This window comes from Roseivivax sp. THAF30 (genome assembly GCF_009363575.1).
Classification (GTDB): domain Bacteria; phylum Pseudomonadota; class Alphaproteobacteria; order Rhodobacterales; family Rhodobacteraceae; genus Roseivivax; species Roseivivax halotolerans.
In genome coordinates this window covers 3,293,662-3,311,355 of record NZ_CP045389.1, presented here as the reverse complement: position 1 = coordinate 3,311,355, position 17,694 = coordinate 3,293,662, and the positions used below count along the sequence as shown (strand labels likewise).

The following is a 17,694-nucleotide window of genomic DNA, read 5'->3' as shown; positions in this document are numbered from 1 at the left end:
TCGGGCTGCGGCAAGCGACGAACCAGCCGCGATGAAACCTTTTGGCTTAGGCCCGAGTTGAGAATCGAGTAAGCTGAAACTTGCCGATGCTGCTGTCGGCTTTGTTTCAGAGTGATTCCTTTTTCGGGGGGTGGGCGCCATGCCCAAATTCATACTTTTGACATTCGGCTTTTTGGGCTGGGCGTATTTCGAGATGTCCGGCGGCACCGATTTCGAGCCGGGATGGTGGCTTGAAGCCGAGGCTGCGACCACGGCGCCGGGCGATGCTGCCGAGACCGAGGAGCTTGTCGCCCGCGCGGCCAGCGGCGCGGCAGAGCTGACGCAGGTCGCAGCGCCAGCGGATGACGCGAGCGCCGAGGGCAATACCATAGAGCTCGCCAGTCTCGAAACTTCGGTAACCGACGCCGCGCTGACGGCCGTCGCGACACGGCCCGAGCCGCGCACGCTCGGTCTCGACATCGCCCGCCGCGACCCCGAACGCGCCATCGCGCCCGAGACGGCGCGCACAGAAGAGGCCGCGCCCGCGCCCGATCTGCGCGAGGTATCCGGAAGCCGCGTGAACCTGCGTCAGGGCCCGGGCACGCGCCATTCGGTGCTGACCCAGCTGACTGGCGGGACCGAGGTCGAAGTGCTGCGTCAGGAAGGCGGCTGGGTGAAGCTCCGTGTGGCCGAAACGAACCGCATCGGCTGGATGGCAGATTACCTCGTTACGGCTGCGGCTGAGTGACATTGCCAAAGTCGCTCTGCGCGGGCAGAACCGGCGCATGAGCGGCGGCAAGTCCATACTGATTACCGGATGTTCGAGCGGTATCGGGCGTGATGCGGCGCATCGCCTCCGGGATCTCGGGTGGCAGGTCTTCGCCAGCTGCCGCCGAGATGAGGATTGCGCCCGTCGCGAGGCTGAAGGATTTGTCAGTCCGCGCCTCGATTACGAAGAGCCGGCGACGTTCTCATCCGCGCTTGCGCGTGTCTTCGAGGCGACCGGCGGAACGATCGATGCGGTGTTCCACAACGGTGCCTACGCCATCCCAGCGCCGCTTGAGGACGTTCCCGCGGAGGCGATGGAGGCGATCTTCCGTGCCAATTTCCTCGGCTGGCACGGCCTCACCCGCGAGATCCTGCCCGCGATGCGCGCGGCGGGACATGGTCGTATCGTGCTCAATTCGTCGGTTCTCGGGCTTGTCGGCATGAAGTATCGCGGGGCCTATTGCGCGACCAAATTCGCGCTTGAAGGCTGGGCGGATGTGCTGCGCCTCGAGATGGCGCCAGAGAATATCCATGTCAGCCTGATCGAGCCCGGCCCGATCCGCACGGAGTTTCGCCAGAACGCCATTCGCCAGTTCGAGCGTTGGGTCGACTGGAAGGCGAGCCCCCGCGCCGATCAGTATCGCGCAGAGCTTCTGGATCAGCTCTACCAGGGATCGGGCGGTAACCGTTTCGAGCTGCCCGCCTCGGCAGTCACGGAAAAGCTCGTCCATGCGTTGACCGCACCGCGTCCCAGGCCGCGCTACTACGTCACCAAGCCGACGCACATCATTGGGGCCCTGCGCCGCGCGCTCCCGACCCGCGCCCTTGACTGGGTGGTCGACAAGGGGTGATCTCCGCCAAGAAAGTGATGGATCACGTGGGCGCGTCACCTAGCTCATGGCCTCACAAGGGAACATTGCCGGAAAGGAGCCCCGATGCTCAACGATCCGCTTTTCATTGTCATGGCCGTGGTCATGCTCGCCGTCGTCGTCATCCTTCTCGTTGGGATCGGCGGCTTCGCCAAAGGTGGCGAGTTCAATCGCAAGCACGCCAACAAGGTGATGCGTCTGAGGATCGCGGCGCAGTTCGTGGCGGTGCTTCTGATCCTGTTGTTTGTCTGGGTTCGCAGGGGAGGCTGAACTGTGGTTGTTCTCAATCGTATCTACACCCGCACCGGCGATGCCGGGGAAACCGCGCTCGGTGACGGCACGCGGGTGGCCAAGCATTCACCGAGGGTCGCGGCCTACGGCACGGTCGACGAGCTGAACGCGGTCCTCGGTGTCGCGCGGCTTCATGCCGAGGATGACTTCGACGGACAGCTGGCGCGGATCCAGAACGATCTCTTCGACCTCGGGGCCGATCTCTGCCGACCGGATATGCACAAGGACGAGGAGGCGGAATATCCCGTCCTTCGCATGGTGCCCAGCCAAGTCGACCGGCTCGAGTCCGAGATCGACGCGATGAACAAGCGGCTCGAGCCTCTGCGGAGCTTCATCCTTCCGGGCGGCTCGCCGCTTGCCGCGCATCTTCATCAGTGCCGGACGGTGGCGCGGCGGGCCGAGCGCAAGACCATCGAGCTTGCGGCGGTCGAAGGCGTGAACGAGGCCGCGGTGAAATATCTCAACCGCCTGTCCGACTGGTTCTTCGTCGCCGCGCGCATCGCCAACGACGAAGGCCGCGCAGACGTGCTCTGGGTTCCGGGTGCGAACCGCTGAACGCGGCGAGGTCTTCTGCGTAAATTGCAAGCGGCGGCTCAGATTGCCCTGAGCCGCCGCTTATCGTAGGTGTCGTTGCGATCCGACCTTAAGGAAAGGCCGCTGCCCGTGACGATCCTGCGCGCTCTTACTCTTCTCGCTTTCGCGTTCACCCTGTCTGCATGTGCCGACGGGGCCCGGGAACTCCGAAAGCCGGTCGAGCCGATCGGCAATTTCAAGATGGGCCACGGCATTGTCGTCGCTCCGAACATCGTCAAAGGGCCCGCCTCGCGCGATGCCTCGGACGAGGAATGGATCGAAACGCTCGACGCGGCGATCGAGGAGCGGTTTCGCCGCTACCAGGGCGATAACTTCTATCACCTCGGGATCTCGATCGAGGGCTACGTGCTGGCGCAGCCGGGCATCCCGCTGGTCTTCTCACCGAAATCGGTGCTGATCGTGAATGTCACGGTCTTCGAGGACGCGACCGGCCAGAAGCTGAACGAGGAGGCCGAGCAGCTCACCGCGCTCGAGGCGCCCTCGGCCGAAACGGTGATCGGCTCCGGCGTCACGCAAAGCAAGGAAGAGCAGATGCGCAATCTCTCGGCCAATATCGCCTTGGTGATCGAGAACTGGATGCGCCGTCAGCAGCGAGAAGAGGGATGGTTCGGCGGTCCCGATGCAGGCCGGCCGATCGTTCCCGACGCCGAGGAGGCACCCGAGGCGGAGGCTGCCGAGGCGCCGCCCGCCGCCTCCGCGCCAGGATCGGCGAGCGTCTTCGATCCGACGCTCCAGCCCGAGATCACCACTCCGGGCGGCTGAGCCGAACATCGGCTTGATTTTCCTGTCGCGACTCAATATTTCGCCCGCGATGCAAACCGGGCCGCAGGCGGCCCCAGAAAGACGAGGCGTCTGACAAGATGGCAAAGGAAAAGTTCGACCGCTCGAAGCCGCACTGCAACATCGGCACGATCGGTCACGTTGACCACGGCAAGACCACGCTGACGGCTGCGATCACGAAGTATTTCGGCGACTTCCGCGCCTATGACCAGATCGACGGCGCGCCCGAAGAGAAGGCCCGCGGGATCACGATCTCGACGGCGCATGTGGAATACGAGACCGACGCGCGGCACTATGCGCACGTCGACTGCCCGGGTCACGCCGACTACGTGAAGAACATGATCACCGGTGCCGCTCAGATGGACGGCGCGATCCTGGTGGTGAACGCGGCCGACGGCCCGATGCCGCAGACGCGCGAGCACATCCTGCTCGGCCGCCAGGTCGGTATCCCGGCGATGGTCGTGTTCCTCAACAAGGTCGACCAGGTCGACGACGAGGAGCTCCTCGAGCTCGTCGAGATGGAAGTCCGCGAGCTTCTGTCCGCCTACGACTTCCCGGGCGACGACATTCCGATCGTCGCGGGCTCGGCTCTGGCGGCGATGGAAGGCCGTGATCCCGAGATCGGCGAGAACAAGATCCGCGAGCTGATGGCCGCTGTGGACGAGTACATCCCGCAGCCCGCACGCGCCGTCGACCAGCCGTTCCTGATGCCGATCGAGGACGTGTTCTCGATTTCCGGCCGCGGCACCGTGGTCACCGGCCGTGTCGAGCGCGGCGTCATCAACGTGGGCGACGAGCTCGAGATCGTCGGCATCAAGGACACGCAGAAGACGACCTGCACGGGTGTCGAGATGTTCCGCAAGCTGCTCGATCGCGGCGAGGCGGGCGACAATATCGGCGCGCTTCTGCGCGGCATCGACCGTGACGCGGTCGAGCGCGGCCAGGTGCTCTGCAAGCCGAAATCGGTTCAGCCGCACACCAAGTTCGAAGCCGAGGTCTACATCCTGACCAAGGAAGAAGGCGGCCGCCACACGCCGTTCTTCGCGAACTACCGCCCGCAGTTCTACTTCCGGACGACGGACGTGACCGGCACCGTGACGCTGCCCGAGGGCACCGAGATGGTCATGCCCGGCGACAACCTGAAGTTCGCCGTCGAGCTGATCGCACCGATCGCGATGGAAGACGGTCTGCGCTTCGCCATCCGCGAAGGCGGCCGCACCGTCGGCTCCGGCGTCGTCTCGAAGATCGTCGAGTAATCGCGCCGCGCCTGACCGCGCTCTGGAGATCGAAAAGGCCGCCCCTCGGGGCGGCCTTTTTCGTTTCGGTGATTCCGTATCCCGCCGCATGCCGTGAAAGGGCTTCGCCGCGTTGAAAAACCGTCTCGAGGGCGATGCAGCCGCAGCATCGGGATTGCGGCTTTCGATCAATGCGATAGCCTCGAAATGCCGCACATGCATTGGCGCTGTATACCGTTGTATCCAGTCAAGTATATGATTTTACTTGATAAATTTTGATTTCCGCCTTTCTTTCGAGAGGTGCAGCGCAGTACCGCGCTGACCGTCGGAATGGGAGGCTGCCAATGACTGCGATCCTCAAGGGCATGCGTGTGATCGAAGGATCCGCGTTCGTGGCCGTGCCGCTCGCGGGCATGACCCTCGCGCAGATGGGGGCGGAGGTGATCCGCTTCGACCGGCTGGAGGGCGGTCTCGACGCGTCGCGCTGGCCGGTCGCACCCACCGGTCGCAGCCATTTCTGGGCCGGTCTGAACAAGGGCAAGAAGTCGGTCGCCATCGACATGCGCACCCCTGAGGGCCGGGAGCTCATTACGCGGCTTATCACCGCGCCCGGCGAGGATGCGGGGCTCTTCATCACCAATCTTGCCGTGAAGGGGTGGCTCGACCACGAAACGCTTTCCCGCGCGCGGCCGGATCTCGTCTCGGTCACGCTGACAGGCGACCGGCATGGACGCCCGCAGGTCGACTACACCGTGAACCCCGCGATCGGTATCCCGGACATGACGGGGCCCGAGGGTCTCTCGGCGCCGGTGTCTCACGCGCTTCCCGCCTGGGATATCGCGGCGGGCGGTCATGTCGTGCAGGCGCTTCTGGCGGCAGAGCGACATCGCCTCAGAACTGGCGAAGGGCAGGGCGCGACCTTGTCCCTGAAGGATATCGCCGCGGCGACGATCGGCCATCTCGGCATGATCGGAGAGGCGGCGACCCAGGGCCCTCGCGCCAAATGCGGCAACGCGCTTTACGGCGCATACGGTCAGGACTTCCGATGTGCCGATGGCCGGCGGGTGATGGTGATCGGGTTGACGGAGCGGCAGTGGAAGGGGCTCGTGCGCGTTACGGGAACCGAAGCGCAGATGGAGCGGCTCGCGGCCCGTGCCGGCAAGTCTCTCTCCGATGAAGGCGTGCGCTTCGCGCTGCGTCAGCAGATCACCGCGATCCTGTCGCCGTGGTTCTCCGCGCGGAGTAGCGATGCCGTGGCGCGAGAGTTGGATGCGGCCGGTGTGACCTGGGGGCCGTTTCGCAACGTTGCCGAGGCGCTGCGGGACGATCCTGATCTTGGGCCGGACAACCCGGTTTTCTCGGTGCTCGATCAGCCGGGACTTGGTCGTTATCCTGTGCCGGGACACGTTACGACTTATACCGGCTTTGCCCGCGAAGAACCGGTCATTGCGCCTGAGCTTGGCGCGCATACCGAAGGTGTTTTGGCCGAGGTCGGTGGCCTCGACGATACCGAGATCCAGCAGCTTTTCGACCGGGGAATCGTGGGAGATTCAACGCGTCAGGCGCGCGCGACCGCCGCTTGACGCGAACAAGGCCGCCCCGGGTGGGGGCGGCCTTTCGGCGCTAAGGCAGCGCGCGTTTACTGGTACTTGCCGACCAGGCTCTCGACGTGGGAGCGCTTCTCGGAGATGCTCCCGCCGCCGTGGATGACGTTCAGGACCGAGGCCGCTTCGGCGTTGGTCAGACCGGACGCGTCGACATTGGCGAAGTTCTCGATCTGCGCGATTTGCGCGTCGGTCGCGGCGAATGCTGCCGAGCCGGTTGCAGTTGCGAGAACGAGGGCGGTGAGAGTTGCTGCAGTTTTCATGATCTTTCTCCTTTCGTCCATTTGCCCGGTGGGGCTTTAGATATGCCCGGTGGGGCGCTTGAGTGTCAGGGCGTTGCTGCCCGGTGAGTGAGACGTAAGGAAGCCCGCGAATTCCTGCCAATCACGGAAATCGTCACGGCCGATCACGCCGTTTTGCCCTTGACAGAAGGTGTGTCAGCTCGCCGCGGTGCGGTATATAAAAGTTATTAATATCAAATTCTTATGTAGTTTCACGGCTCACGCGTACGCGTCTGGAGGCAGCCAATTGCAACAAAAGGCTGTTCGCCAGAAAGTGTCACAGATTCTGTGCGTTGATGCACCGTAATATACCTCACGCACCTGAAGCTGCGCGCTCACGCAGGGCGGAGCAATGTCTTGAAGGGTGCAACATTTCAGGGATGGGCAAGAGATCCGCGTGAGGCCTGCCGTGATCGCAATCCACTCTTGAAACCCGGCGAGGCACGGGGTATCCGCTGCGCTGGATAGGGGTATAGCTCAGTTGGTAGAGCGACGGTCTCCAAAACCGTAGGTCGCGGGTTCGAGCCCTGCTGCCCCTGCCAGTTTCCCGACAGCGACGGAATGCAAAAAGGCCCGCTCGAAAGCGGGCCCTTTCCGTGCCTGAGAGAGGCGTGTCTCTGGTGGCGACCTTAGTTCAAGTATGCTTCGACATCACCGCGCACATCGCCCGCGTTTTCGCTGGAGTAGATGATCGCGAGCACCGACTGCACCTGCTGATCGCTCAGCGTGGAGACATCAGCGTCCGGCGCGTATTGGCGGATCAACGCGATCTCGCCGGCCGATGCGGAATTCATGTCGCTCATCGGCGTTGCGTCGTCCGACAGGAGTGCGACGATCTCGGAAGACTTGTCGCTCTCGGACATGCCGCTCTGAGCGGCGGAGATCGCTGCATCGACGCGCGCCTGCGGCATCATGGAGTAATCGACACCATCAACGTACTGGTCAAGAAGTGCCATCTCCGCCTCGGTGATCGTCGCAGGCGTCGAGACATAGTCTTCGCCGTCATAAAGCGCGTTCAATTGACCGACGATGTCCGAACGACGGTCGTTCGAGTTAATGATGTTCATCGCCGTGGCGACTTCGGTGTCGCTCCAGCCGGAAACATCCGCGTTCGGCAGGTAGGACTGGATCTGCACACGCTCTGCCTCGGTTGCGGCGAACGCGGTGCCGGCCATTGCGAATGTCAGTGCGGTTGCGGTCATAAAGCGTTTCATAATCGTATCCTTTCTCGTCTCGTTTGTTCATCCGGTTTTCATCCGGCCGATGCGACACGTGCCGCGATCGGTATGGGTGAAGAACAGCACGAGGCGCGACCCCGTTCCCCAACCTCGCGAAAACGCCAGAGAATCTCACATAGCGGTGATGGAGCGTTGAAATGCATCGTGCGCGACACATCGCGCGGGTGCTTTATTAAACGCGGCGGTAAAGGCAGCGTCGCGGCACGCTGACTTCCGGTCTTCTCTTGAAGTCCGGCGCGCTTCGCCGTATCTGCCCGACGATCACGCGAGAAAAGGGTCCGTCATGGCCAAAACCAATCCGATGCAGTTCGTTCAGCAGGTCCGCGCCGAAGTGGCGAAGGTCGTCTGGCCGACGCGCCGCGAGGTGGTGTTGACCACGATCATGGTCTTCATCATGGCGACTCTGACCGCGATCTTCTTTGCGCTGGTCGATCTCGGCATCCGGTCGGGGCTCCAGGGTATCCTTTCCGTCTTTGCGGGCTGACCCGCGACTGACGACTTGAATTCGCTCCGGCGGAACTGTAGACGACGCGCACTTTCGGGATCGGGCGTGCAATGAGTCGCGTTGCACGCCGCTTTTCTTTGCAGACCCCGGGGCATTTCCCGGACCCAAGATGAGGACAGGGCCAGATGGCGAAGCGGTGGTATTCGGTTAGCGTTCTCTCGAACTTCGAGAAGAAAGTCGCCGAACAGATCCGGACGGCGGTGGCCGAGCAGGGCCTCGAGGACCAGATCGAAGAGGTTCTGGTTCCGACCGAAGAGGTCATCGAGGTGCGCCGCGGCAAGAAGGTCAATACCGAGCGTCGCTTCATGCCGGGTTACGTTCTCGTGCGGATGGAAATGTCCGACCAAGGCTATCATCTTATAAACTCGATGAACCGCGTCACGGGGTTCCTCGGGCCGCAAGGCCGGCCGATGCCGATGCGCGACGCCGAAGTGCAGGCGATCCTCGGACGCGTGCAGGAGGGCGAAGAAGCCCCGCGCACGCTCATCCACTTCGAGGTCGGCGAGAAAGTCAAGGTCAACGACGGGCCGTTCGAGGATTTCGACGGCATGGTCGAGGGTGTCGACGAAGACAATCAGCGCCTGCGCGTGTCGGTCTCGATCTTCGGTCGCGAAACTCCGGTCGAGCTGGAGTTCACCCAGGTGACCAAGCAAGGCTGATGGCGCGGCCCTAGCGCTCGTTGAAGCCCTTCCCAGCAAAGACCTTCTCACGGAAGCGGGTGATCCTTGCGTCCTGGGTGTCTCGATGTTTGGCGCCATTCACATGCAAGACGTAGCTTTTGCGCCGGCCCGGTGTAAGCGCAGCGAAAGCTTCTGCGAAATCCGGATCGCTATCCAGCGCGTCGATGAGGGCGGGTGGACAGTCGAGTTCCACCTGCGTCTTCGGCGCTCGGGTTCCCGTCTCCGCATGCCGCTTTGCCTGGGCTATGAGTGCGCGAACAGAGTCGGCTTTCCGCGCGACATCACCGATATCGGTGAAGCGCACCGCATCGGGCTGCGCGGTATTCTGGCCTTGCCGCTCCAGAACCCCGTCGCGGTCTTCCATTAACGCGGCATCGAAGAAGCTCAGCCGGAACTCCGCGCGGAATGCACCGATAATCGCGATGTTCCTCGAAAGATGCATGTAGCAAGGGTGGCCCCACTTCGCCGTCTCTCTCAGACCTTCCGCGCGGAGGAGATCCCGCAACGCATCGAGGGCAGGCTGCCAACGCACGGCAGAGCAATCCGGCGTCGCGAAACGATCGCAGCGCCCGCAGCCCTGTGCGAAGTAGATCTCGGCCTCGGTGATCATGCGTCTCACCTCTTCTTCCGACTCCCAAGGGTAGTCGGTGCGTCCGGGGGTTGCCAAGCGCGCCCGTGAGGTGTACGCGCAGCGCCTGTTCCGACCCGTTCGGACCAGATCTCATGTGGGAGGCGAGGGCGGCGCGCTGTCCGGACCTGACCACACAACGAAAAATGCCGGCGGATCGCGTTCCCCGGCTGTTGGAAGAAAGGAGACGCCAGATGGCCAAGAAGCTTGCTGGCACGATGAAGCTGCAGATTCCTGCAGGCCAAGCGAACCCCTCCCCGCCGGTCGGTCCGGCACTGGGTCAGCGCGGCATCAACATCATGGAATTCTGCAAGGCGTTCAACGCCAAGACGCAGGAGATGGAGCAGGGCGCACCGTGCCCGACGCTCATCACCTATTACCAGGACAAGTCCTTCACGATGGATATCAAGACGCCGCCCGCGTCTTACTATCTGAAGAAGGCAGCCGGCCTGAAGCCGGTCGGCAAGCGGAACCGCCCGAAGGGCGCGACCACGCCGGGCCGTGAGACCGTCGCGACCGTCACCCGCAAGCAGGTGCGCGAAATCGCCGAGGCCAAGATGAAGGACCTTTCGGCGAACGACGTCGAAGCGGCAATGAAGATCGTTCTGGGCTCCGCGAAGTCCATGGGCATCGAGGTGAAGTAAGATGGCAAAGCTCGGAAAACGCACCCGCTCCGCTCGTGAGGCCTTCGCAGGCAAGGAAAACGTGACCGTCGAAGAGGCCGTGTCGCTCATCAAGTCGAACGCGAACGTCAAGTTCGATGAGACCGTCGAGATCGCGATGAACCTCGGCGTCGATCCGCGTCACGCCGACCAGATGGTCCGCGGCGTCGTCGGCCTGCCGAACGGCACCGGCAAGACCGTCCGCGTCGCCGTCTTCGCCCGCGGCCCGAAAGCCGAAGAGGCGCAGGCCGCCGGAGCCGACATCGTCGGTGCCGAAGACCTGATGGAGACGATCCAGAACGGCGAGATCAACTTTGACCGCTGCATCGCGACGCCGGACATGATGCCGATTGTCGGTCGCCTGGGTAAGATCCTCGGCCCGCGGAACCTGATGCCGAACCCCAAGGTCGGCACGGTGACGATGGACGTCAAGGAAGCCGTCGAGGCGGCGAAGGGCGGTCAGGTCCAGTTCAAGGCCGAGAAGGCAGGCGTCATCCACGCGGGCGTCGGCAAGGTTTCCTTCGACGAGGCCAAGCTTGCTGAGAACATCCGCGCGTTCGTTGACGCGGTCTCAAAGGCGAAGCCCGCCGGCGCGAAAGGCACCTACATGAAGAGGGTCTGCCTGTCCTCGACCATGGGCCCTGGCATCACGGTCGATATCTCGAACGCGACGGGAAACTGACACATTTGATGGCCAGCGGTTGAGTCCGCGGTGCATCACCTTGAAAACAAAGAGACGGGCGGCCTTGAGTGGCGGCCCGTTTTTACTTTGAGGCTCCGGATGCGTAGGTAAATTCGCGTGCAGATCCGGGGGCGTCGTGCCGAACCGGCAGATGCATAGAGACCGTTTTCATGGCCGTCCAACTGACGCTTGCCGCGATCCTGAAAGAGCCGGCGGATAGCGTCTTGAGTTTCGTCGATTGGCACCGCAGCCAGGGCGTGACGCGGTTTCACCTGTGTTTCGACGACCCGTCCGATCCTGCGGCGGATCTGTTCTTGGGCGCGCCTGATGTCGTTGTCGAGCGTGGGACGTCCGAGTTCTGGTCAGTCTGCGGGATTGCCGCGAATAAGGCGTTTCCGATGCGCCAGAACCATTTTCTGACTTATGCCTACCGTGCCGCGCCCGCAGGCTGGTTCGCGGCATGCGACGGCGATGAGTTCTTTCATCTCGAAGGGCGCAGCCTCGCCGAAGAGCTGGACGCGCAGGAACCAGAAACGGTGAGCGTCACATTCCGCACCGCAGAGCATGTGCAGACCCCGCACGATCCGGAGCAGTTTCATTTCCGACTGCCGATGCCGCGCTGGCTACGCCAGAGTGTGTATCCGACCCTATCACTTGTGACGCGCAGCCGTGACGGGCTGGCGGGGCATCTTGTGGGGAAAAGTTGCACGCGCGTCGGTCTTGGAAGCCGGGTCCGAATCCGCCAGCATTGGGCGGCGGTTCAAGGGCGAACGCAGGTGGCGTCTGGCGTCGCGCGTGATGGGCCCGGCGGACGGCGCGCATCTTCTGCACTTCGTCGATCGCGGGTTCGACACCTGGCGGTCCAAGCTGGACTGGCGAATGTCGTCCCGCGGATATGGTAGTCGCATGAATGTCCTTCTAGAGAATGCGCTTGCGTCAGAAACACCTGAGGAAGCGCTCTGGACGCTTTATGCCGAGTTGCATGTCTTTGGACCCGAGCGTTTGGCCATGCTGGATCGGGCGGGCAAGTTGGTGAGCGTACCTGCGGTCCGGTTTGGCACGGTGGCGGGGGCCATTGCCGCTTGAGCGGGGCCGATCGACGGCCGACCAGCTGCGGGTGCGTGCAGGCTTGACCGATCCGAGCCGAGCGGGCAGAGTTTCGAGTGACCTGTCCGGCGCATTTTGCTCCCCGGACCCCTTGGCAATGTCCCTCCGATAATCTAGGTCCATTTCCTGAGGGCACTCGTGCGATTCGCGAGAGCCCTCGTTTCGTCCGAGACGGTGGGTTGGCCCAGTGCCGCTAAATCCTGCCTGAGACGGGAAGAGCATACTTTTCCTGCGCTTCGTGAAGCGTTGGATCCGCGATTGCGACACCCCGTTCGGACTTTATCGCCGTGCCTCTTCGGAGGCTCAGCAAAAAGAGCCGGAGGGGAGACCCTCCAATACTTGGAGTAGAACTGTGGATAGAGCCCAGAAAGAGAAAGTGGTCGAGGAACTCGGCCAGATCTTCGAAAGCTCTGGCGTCGTGGTGGTTGCCCACTACGAGGGTCTCACGGTTGCCGAGATGCAGGATCTTCGGGGTCGCGCACGCGACGCCGGGGCGTCCGTTCGCGTCGCCAAGAACCGGCTCGCAAAGATCGCTCTCGAGGGTCGTCCGTGCGAAAGCATCAAGACCTATCTCGAGGGCATGACGGTCCTCACCTATTCCGAAGACCCCGTGGCAGCCGCCAAGGTGGTTGAGGACTTCGCCAAGGATAACAGCAAGCTGCAGATCCTCGGCGGGGCAATGGGTACCGACCCTCTGGACCGGGCCGGTGTCGAAGCCGTGTCGAAAATGCCCTCGCGCGACGAGCTCATCGCTCAGATCGCGAGCTGCATCGGCGCACCCGCTTCGAACATCGCCGGTGCGATCGGCGCGCCCGCTTCGAATATCGCCTCCATCCTTTCCACCATCGAGGAAAAGGCCGAGGCGGCCTAAGGCATCCATGGAGATCATCGTGGGGTTGCAAACCGCGCGTTGGGACACATCTAGTAACGGAAAGAAGTCACAATGGCTGATCTGAAGAAACTCGCAGAAGACATCGTCAACCTGACGCTTCTCGAAGCCCAGGAACTCAAGACCATCCTCAAGGACGAATACGGCATCGAGCCCGCTTCCGGCGGCGCAGTGATGATGGCCGGTCCGGCAGGCGACGCAGGCGGCGCGGCTGCTGAAGAGCAGACCGAATTCGACGTCATCCTGAAGTCGGCAGGCGCATCCAAGATCAACGTGATCAAGGAAGTCCGCGGCATCACCGGTCTTGGCCTCAAAGAAGCCAAGGAACTGGTCGAAGCCGGTGGCAAGGCTGTCAAAGAGCAGTGCCCGAAGGAAGAAGCCGAAGAGATCAAGAAGAAGCTCGAAGAGGCTGGCGCCGAAGTCGAGCTCAAGTAATCCACTGGTCGGGCAAGCCCGGCCTGGATGAGCATATTCAAGGCTGGATCCGGAGAAATCCGGGTCCAGCCGAGCCTGTCTCAGAGAGGCCCTGACAGAGCAGGGCTTTTCTCAGGCAAGGCTCCATGATCGGGAAGGCCTCTGGTGGGACAGAGGCCGAGAATAGATCGGAGCAAGCCCTCTCGGTTGAGCACGCGCCCGGGGCCCGACGGCCGCGCGCTCGGAAGAGACACTGAAAGGTGACAAGCGACCATGGCGCAATCCTACCTTGGCCAGAAACGTCTTCGTAAGTATTACGGCAAAATCCGCGAAGTGCAGGAGATGCCGAACCTGATCGAGGTCCAAAAGCGGTCCTACGATCTGTTCCTGAAATCCGGCGACGAGCCCCAGCCGCTTGACGGCGAGGGGATCAAGGGCGTGTTCCAGTCCGTCTTCCCGATCAAGGATTTCAACGAGACGGCCGTCCTCGAATTCGTCGATTACGAGCTCGAAAAGCCGAAATACGATGTCGACGAATGTCAGCAGCGCGACATGACCTACGCGGCTCCGCTGAAGGTCACGCTGCGTCTGATCGTGTTCGATGTCGATGAGGATACCGGCGCGAAATCGGTCAAGGACATCAAAGAGCAGGACGTCTTCATGGGCGACATGCCCCTGATGACGCATAACGGCACGTTCATCGTGAACGGCACGGAGCGGGTCATCGTCTCCCAGATGCACCGCAGCCCCGGCGTGTTTTTCGATCACGACAAGGGCAAGACGCATTCCTCCGGCAAGCTCCTGTTCGCCTGCCGCATCATTCCGTATCGTGGCTCTTGGCTCGATTTCGAATTCGATGCCAAGGATCTCGTCTTCGCGCGCATCGACCGCCGCCGGAAGCTGCCGGTCACCACGCTTCTTTACGCCCTGGGTCTCGACCAGGAAGCGATCATGGATGCGTATTACGACACGGTCGATTTCAAGCTCGAGAAGGGCAAGGGCTGGGTCACCAAGTTCTTCCCCGATCGCGTCCGCGGCACACGGCCGACCTACGATCTCGTGGATGCGGATTCCGGCGAGATCATCGCCGAGGCCGGAAAGAAGGTCACGCCCCGCGCGGTGAAGAAACTGAAGGACGACGGTCAGGTCGAGAACCTGCTCGTTCCGTTCGACCACATCGTCGGTCGCTTCGTGTCCAAGGACATCATCAACGAGGAAACCGGCGCGATCTACGTCGAGGCGGGCGATGAGCTCACCTGGAACGTCGACAAGGATGGCGAAGTCACCGGCGGAACGCTCAAGGAACTCGTGGATGCCGGCGTGACCGAGATCCCGGTCCTCGACATCGACAACATCACGGTCGGTCCGTACATGCGCAACACCATGGCGCAGGACAAGAACATGAACCGCGACACCGCGCTCATGGACATCTACCGCGTCATGCGTCCGGGCGAGCCGCCCACCGTCGAAGCCGCTTCGGCGCTCTTCGACACGCTGTTCTTCGATAGCGAGCGCTATGACCTCTCTGCCGTCGGCCGCGTGAAGATGAACATGCGTCTCGCCCTCGAGAAGCCCGACACCCAGCGCACGCTCGACCGCGAAGACATCGTGGCCTGCATCAAGGCGCTTGTGGATCTGCGTGATGGTCGCGGCGACATCGACGACATCGACCACCTCGGCAACCGCCGGGTGCGCTCGGTCGGCGAGCTGATGGAGAACCAGTACCGCGTTGGCCTGCTGCGGATGGAGCGCGCGATCAAGGAGCGTATGTCGTCGGTCGAGATCGACACGGTGATGCCGCAGGATCTGATCAACGCCAAGCCCGCCGCGGCTGCCGTGCGCGAGTTCTTCGGCTCCTCGCAGCTGTCGCAGTTCATGGACCAGACCAACCCGCTGTCGGAAGTGACGCACAAGCGCCGCCTCTCCGCACTCGGGCCCGGCGGTCTGACCCGCGAGCGTGCCGGCTTCGAGGTGCGCGACGTGCACCCGACGCATTATGGCCGGATGTGCCCGATCGAGACGCCGGAAGGCCCGAACATCGGTCTCATCAACTCGCTGGCCACCTTCGCACGCGTCAACAAGTACGGCTTCATCGAAACCCCGTATCGCCTCGTCAAGGACGGAACGGTGACGGATGAAGTCCGCTACATGTCCGCGACGGAGGAAATGCGCCACACGATCGCGCAGGCGAACGCGCTGCTCGACGAAAACGGCCGTTTCATCAACGAGCTGGTGAACACCCGCCAGTCCGGCGATTACACGCTCGCGCCTGCCGAGAATGTCGATCTCATCGACGTCTCGCCCAAGCAGCTCGTGTCGGTCGCGGCCTCGCTGATCCCGTTCCTCGAGAACGACGACGCGAACCGCGCGCTGATGGGCTCGAACATGCAGCGGCAGGCCGTGCCGACGCTGCGCTCTGAGGCGCCGCTGGTTGGCACCGGCATCGAGGGCATCGTCGCCCGCGATTCCGGCGCGTCGATCATGGCGCGTCGCGGCGGGGTCATCGACCAGGTCGACGCAACCCGGATCGTGGTCCGTGCGACCGAGGATCTGGAGCCGGGCGATCCGGGCGTGGACATCTATCGCCTCCGCAAGTTCCAGCGTTCGAACCAGAACACCTGCATCAACCAGCGTCCGCTGGTGACGGTGGGCATGGAAGTGTCGAAGGGCGAGGTTATCGCGGATGGTCCGTCCACGGATATGGGGGAACTGGCGCTCGGCAAGAACGTCATCGTCGCCTTCATGCCGTGGAACGGCTACAACTACGAGGACTCCATCCTCATCTCCGAGCGCATCGCGCAGGACGACGTCTTCACCTCGGTCCATATCGAGGAGTTCGAGGTCGCGGCCCGTGACACCAAGCTCGGGCCCGAGGAAATCACCCGCGACATCCCGAACGTTGGTGAAGAGGCGCTTCGTAACCTCGACGAGGCGGGCATCGTCTATATCGGCGCCGACGTGGAGCCGGGCGACATTCTCGTGGGCAAGATCACGCCAAAAGGCGAAAGCCCGATGACGCCGGAGGAAAAGCTCCTCCGCGCCATCTTCGGCGAGAAAGCCTCGGACGTGCGCGACACCTCGCTGCGGGTGAAGCCGGGCGATTACGGCACCGTCGTGGAAGTCCGCGTCTTCAACCGTCACGGTGTCGAGAAAGACGAACGCGCGCTGCAGATCGAGCGTGAAGAGATCGAGAGCCTCGCGCGCGACCGCGACGACGAGCTCGCGATCCTCGACCGCAACATCTACGCGCGTCTGAAGTCCATGATCCTCGGCAAGACCGCGGTGAAGGGGCCCAAGGGCGTGAAGGCGAACTCGGAGATCACCGAAGAGCTGCTCGAAGGGCTGCCGCGCAGCCATTGGTGGCAGCTCGCCCTCGGCGAGGAAGAGGACGCCAAGCATGTCGAGGCGCTGAACGAGCAGTACGAGGCGCAGAAGCGCGCGCTCGATGCACGGTTCGACGACAAGGTCGAGAAGGTGCGCCGCGGCGACGATCTGCCCCCGGGCGTGATGAAGATGGTCAAGGTCTTCGTGGCGGTGAAGCGCAAGCTGCAGCCCGGCGACAAGATGGCCGGCCGTCACGGCAACAAGGGCGTCATCTCCAAGGTCGTGCCGATCGAGGACATGCCGTTCCTCGAAGACGGAACGCCGGTGGACTTCTGCCTCAACCCGCTCGGCGTGCCGAGCCGGATGAACGTCGGTCAGATCCTCGAGACCCATATGGGTTGGGCCGCGCGCGGCCTCGGCATCAAGGTCGACGAGGCGCTGCAGGAATACCGTCGTTCGGGTGATCTGACGCCGGTCCGCGAAGCGCTGCAGAACGCCTATGGCGACGACGTCTACGAAGAGGGCCTCAAGGATCTCGACGAAGATCGTCTGGTCGAGGCGGCGTCCAACGTCACCCGCGGTGTGCCGATCGCCACCCCGGTCTTCGACGGTGCGAAAGAGCCTGACGTCAACGACGCGCTCAAGCGCGCCGGCTTTGACGAAAGCGGCCAGTCGATCCTCTTCGACGGGCGCACGGGCGAGCAATTCGCACGGCCGGTCACCGTGGGCGTGAAGTACCTGCTGAAACTGCATCACCTCGTGGACGACAAGATCCACGCGCGTTCGACCGGGCCCTACAGCCTCGTCACGCAGCAGCCGCTCGGCGGCAAGGCGCAGTTCGGCGGTCAGCGCTTCGGCGAGATGGAGGTCTGGGCCCTCGAAGCGTATGGCGCGGCCTATACGCTTCAGGAGATGCTCACCGTCAAGTCGGACGATGTGGCGGGCCGGACCAAGGTCTACGAGTCGATCGTCAAAGGCGAGGACAACTTCGAGGCCGGCGTGCCGGAATCGTTCAACGTGCTCGTCAAGGAGGTCCGGGGTCTGGGCCTCAATATGGAACTCCTGGATGCGGAGGAGGAAGACGCGGAGTGAGGCAGAACGCCTCCACCTCGCGCAACCCACAGATTTTTACCTAAAAATCTGTGGGTTGTTCCTTCCCCGCAC

Annotated in this window: 19 protein-coding genes and 1 tRNA gene; 17 read left to right on the top strand and 3 right to left on the bottom strand. The window is 62.9% G+C overall.

What is annotated here, in order from left to right:
- Window positions 1-139 precede the first annotated feature (139 nt).
- From FIU91_RS16050 to FIU91_RS16020, 7 genes are all read left to right on the top strand, one after another.
- The gene (locus FIU91_RS16050) at window positions 140-727 is read left to right on the top strand and encodes an SH3 domain-containing protein (protein WP_152463245.1); all 588 of its coding nucleotides are present in this window, start codon (window positions 140-142) and stop codon (window positions 725-727) included.
- 37 nt (window positions 728-764) lie between these two features.
- Window positions 765-1,598 (top strand): SDR family NAD(P)-dependent oxidoreductase, encoded by an 834-nt coding sequence (locus FIU91_RS16045; protein ID WP_152463244.1) that lies wholly within the window; start codon window positions 765-767, stop codon window positions 1,596-1,598.
- Window positions 1,599-1,682: 84 nt separating this feature from the next.
- On the top strand, window positions 1,683-1,886 hold the full coding sequence (locus tag FIU91_RS16040; protein ID WP_093008766.1) for a twin transmembrane helix small protein: 204 nt from the start codon (window positions 1,683-1,685) through the stop codon (window positions 1,884-1,886).
- Between the two features lie 3 nt (window positions 1,887-1,889).
- Entirely contained in the window at window positions 1,890-2,462 is a 573-nt protein-coding gene (locus tag FIU91_RS16035; protein WP_152463243.1) for a cob(I)yrinic acid a,c-diamide adenosyltransferase, read from the top strand.
- 108 nt (window positions 2,463-2,570) lie between these two features.
- The gene (locus FIU91_RS16030) at window positions 2,571-3,263 is read left to right on the top strand and encodes a hypothetical protein (RefSeq protein WP_371418194.1); all 693 of its coding nucleotides are present in this window, start codon (window positions 2,571-2,573) and stop codon (window positions 3,261-3,263) included.
- Window positions 3,264-3,361: 98 nt separating this feature from the next.
- The gene (gene tuf / locus FIU91_RS16025) at window positions 3,362-4,537 is read left to right on the top strand and encodes an elongation factor Tu (protein ID WP_152463242.1); all 1,176 of its coding nucleotides are present in this window, start codon (window positions 3,362-3,364) and stop codon (window positions 4,535-4,537) included.
- Between the two features lie 323 nt (window positions 4,538-4,860).
- Window positions 4,861-6,099: a CoA transferase gene (locus tag FIU91_RS16020; protein WP_152463241.1), complete on the top strand. Its 1,239-nt coding sequence runs from the start codon at window positions 4,861-4,863 to the stop codon at window positions 6,097-6,099.
- Window positions 6,100-6,155: 56 nt separating this feature from the next.
- Here the strand turns inward: FIU91_RS16020 and FIU91_RS16015 are convergent, their stop codons facing one another.
- Window positions 6,156-6,383 carry a hypothetical protein gene (locus tag FIU91_RS16015; protein WP_152463240.1) on the bottom strand — a complete coding sequence of 76 codons (228 nt, stop codon included), beginning with the start codon at window positions 6,381-6,383 and terminating at the stop codon, window positions 6,156-6,158.
- 484 nt (window positions 6,384-6,867) lie between these two features.
- Here FIU91_RS16015 and FIU91_RS16010 point away from each other — a divergent pair.
- A tRNA-Trp gene (locus FIU91_RS16010) sits at window positions 6,868-6,943 on the top strand.
- 87 nt (window positions 6,944-7,030) lie between these two features.
- On the opposite strand, the gene FIU91_RS16005 is transcribed toward FIU91_RS16010, so the two are convergent.
- On the bottom strand, window positions 7,031-7,615 hold the full coding sequence (locus FIU91_RS16005) for a hypothetical protein (protein WP_152463239.1): 585 nt from the start codon (window positions 7,613-7,615) through the stop codon (window positions 7,031-7,033).
- Between the two features lie 307 nt (window positions 7,616-7,922).
- On the opposite strand from FIU91_RS16005, the gene secE reads away from it, so the two are divergent.
- Both secE and nusG read left to right on the top strand, forming a co-directional pair.
- Entirely contained in the window at window positions 7,923-8,123 is a 201-nt protein-coding gene (gene secE, locus FIU91_RS16000; protein WP_093015382.1) for a preprotein translocase subunit SecE, read from the top strand.
- Window positions 8,124-8,269: 146 nt separating this feature from the next.
- On the top strand, window positions 8,270-8,803 hold the full coding sequence (gene nusG / locus FIU91_RS15995) for a transcription termination/antitermination protein NusG (protein ID WP_093015378.1): 534 nt from the start codon (window positions 8,270-8,272) through the stop codon (window positions 8,801-8,803).
- Between the two features lie 10 nt (window positions 8,804-8,813).
- Here nusG and FIU91_RS15990 read toward each other — a convergent pair whose 3' ends face one another.
- A complete protein-coding gene (locus FIU91_RS15990) occupies window positions 8,814-9,434 on the bottom strand; it encodes a YdeI family protein (protein WP_152463238.1) in 621 nt (206 codons plus the stop codon).
- A 212-nt stretch (window positions 9,435-9,646) separates the two neighbouring features.
- Here FIU91_RS15990 and rplK point away from each other — a divergent pair, with 212 nt between their 5' ends.
- From rplK to rpoB, 7 genes are all read left to right on the top strand, one after another.
- Complete coding sequence (gene rplK, locus FIU91_RS15985) at window positions 9,647-10,096, top strand: 50S ribosomal protein L11 (protein ID WP_093015372.1); 450 nt, start codon at window positions 9,647-9,649, stop codon at window positions 10,094-10,096.
- A gap of 1 nt (window position 10,097) precedes the next feature.
- Window positions 10,098-10,796: a 50S ribosomal protein L1 gene (gene rplA / locus FIU91_RS15980; protein ID WP_152463237.1), complete on the top strand. Its 699-nt coding sequence runs from the start codon at window positions 10,098-10,100 to the stop codon at window positions 10,794-10,796.
- A gap of 170 nt (window positions 10,797-10,966) precedes the next feature.
- A complete protein-coding gene (locus FIU91_RS15975; RefSeq protein WP_152463236.1) occupies window positions 10,967-11,698 on the top strand; it encodes a glycosyltransferase family 2 protein in 732 nt (243 codons plus the stop codon).
- Window positions 11,699-11,702: 4 nt separating this feature from the next.
- Complete coding sequence (locus FIU91_RS15970; protein ID WP_152463235.1) at window positions 11,703-11,882, top strand: hypothetical protein; 180 nt, start codon at window positions 11,703-11,705, stop codon at window positions 11,880-11,882.
- A gap of 373 nt (window positions 11,883-12,255) precedes the next feature.
- Window positions 12,256-12,774, top strand: coding sequence for a 50S ribosomal protein L10 (gene rplJ / locus FIU91_RS15965; RefSeq protein WP_152463234.1), 519 nt, complete (start codon window positions 12,256-12,258; stop codon window positions 12,772-12,774).
- A gap of 72 nt (window positions 12,775-12,846) precedes the next feature.
- A complete protein-coding gene (gene rplL, locus FIU91_RS15960) occupies window positions 12,847-13,227 on the top strand; it encodes a 50S ribosomal protein L7/L12 (protein ID WP_093015361.1) in 381 nt (126 codons plus the stop codon).
- A gap of 252 nt (window positions 13,228-13,479) precedes the next feature.
- The gene (gene rpoB / locus FIU91_RS15955; protein ID WP_152463233.1) at window positions 13,480-17,622 is read left to right on the top strand and encodes a DNA-directed RNA polymerase subunit beta; all 4,143 of its coding nucleotides are present in this window, start codon (window positions 13,480-13,482) and stop codon (window positions 17,620-17,622) included.
- Window positions 17,623-17,694: the final 72 nt, after the last annotated feature.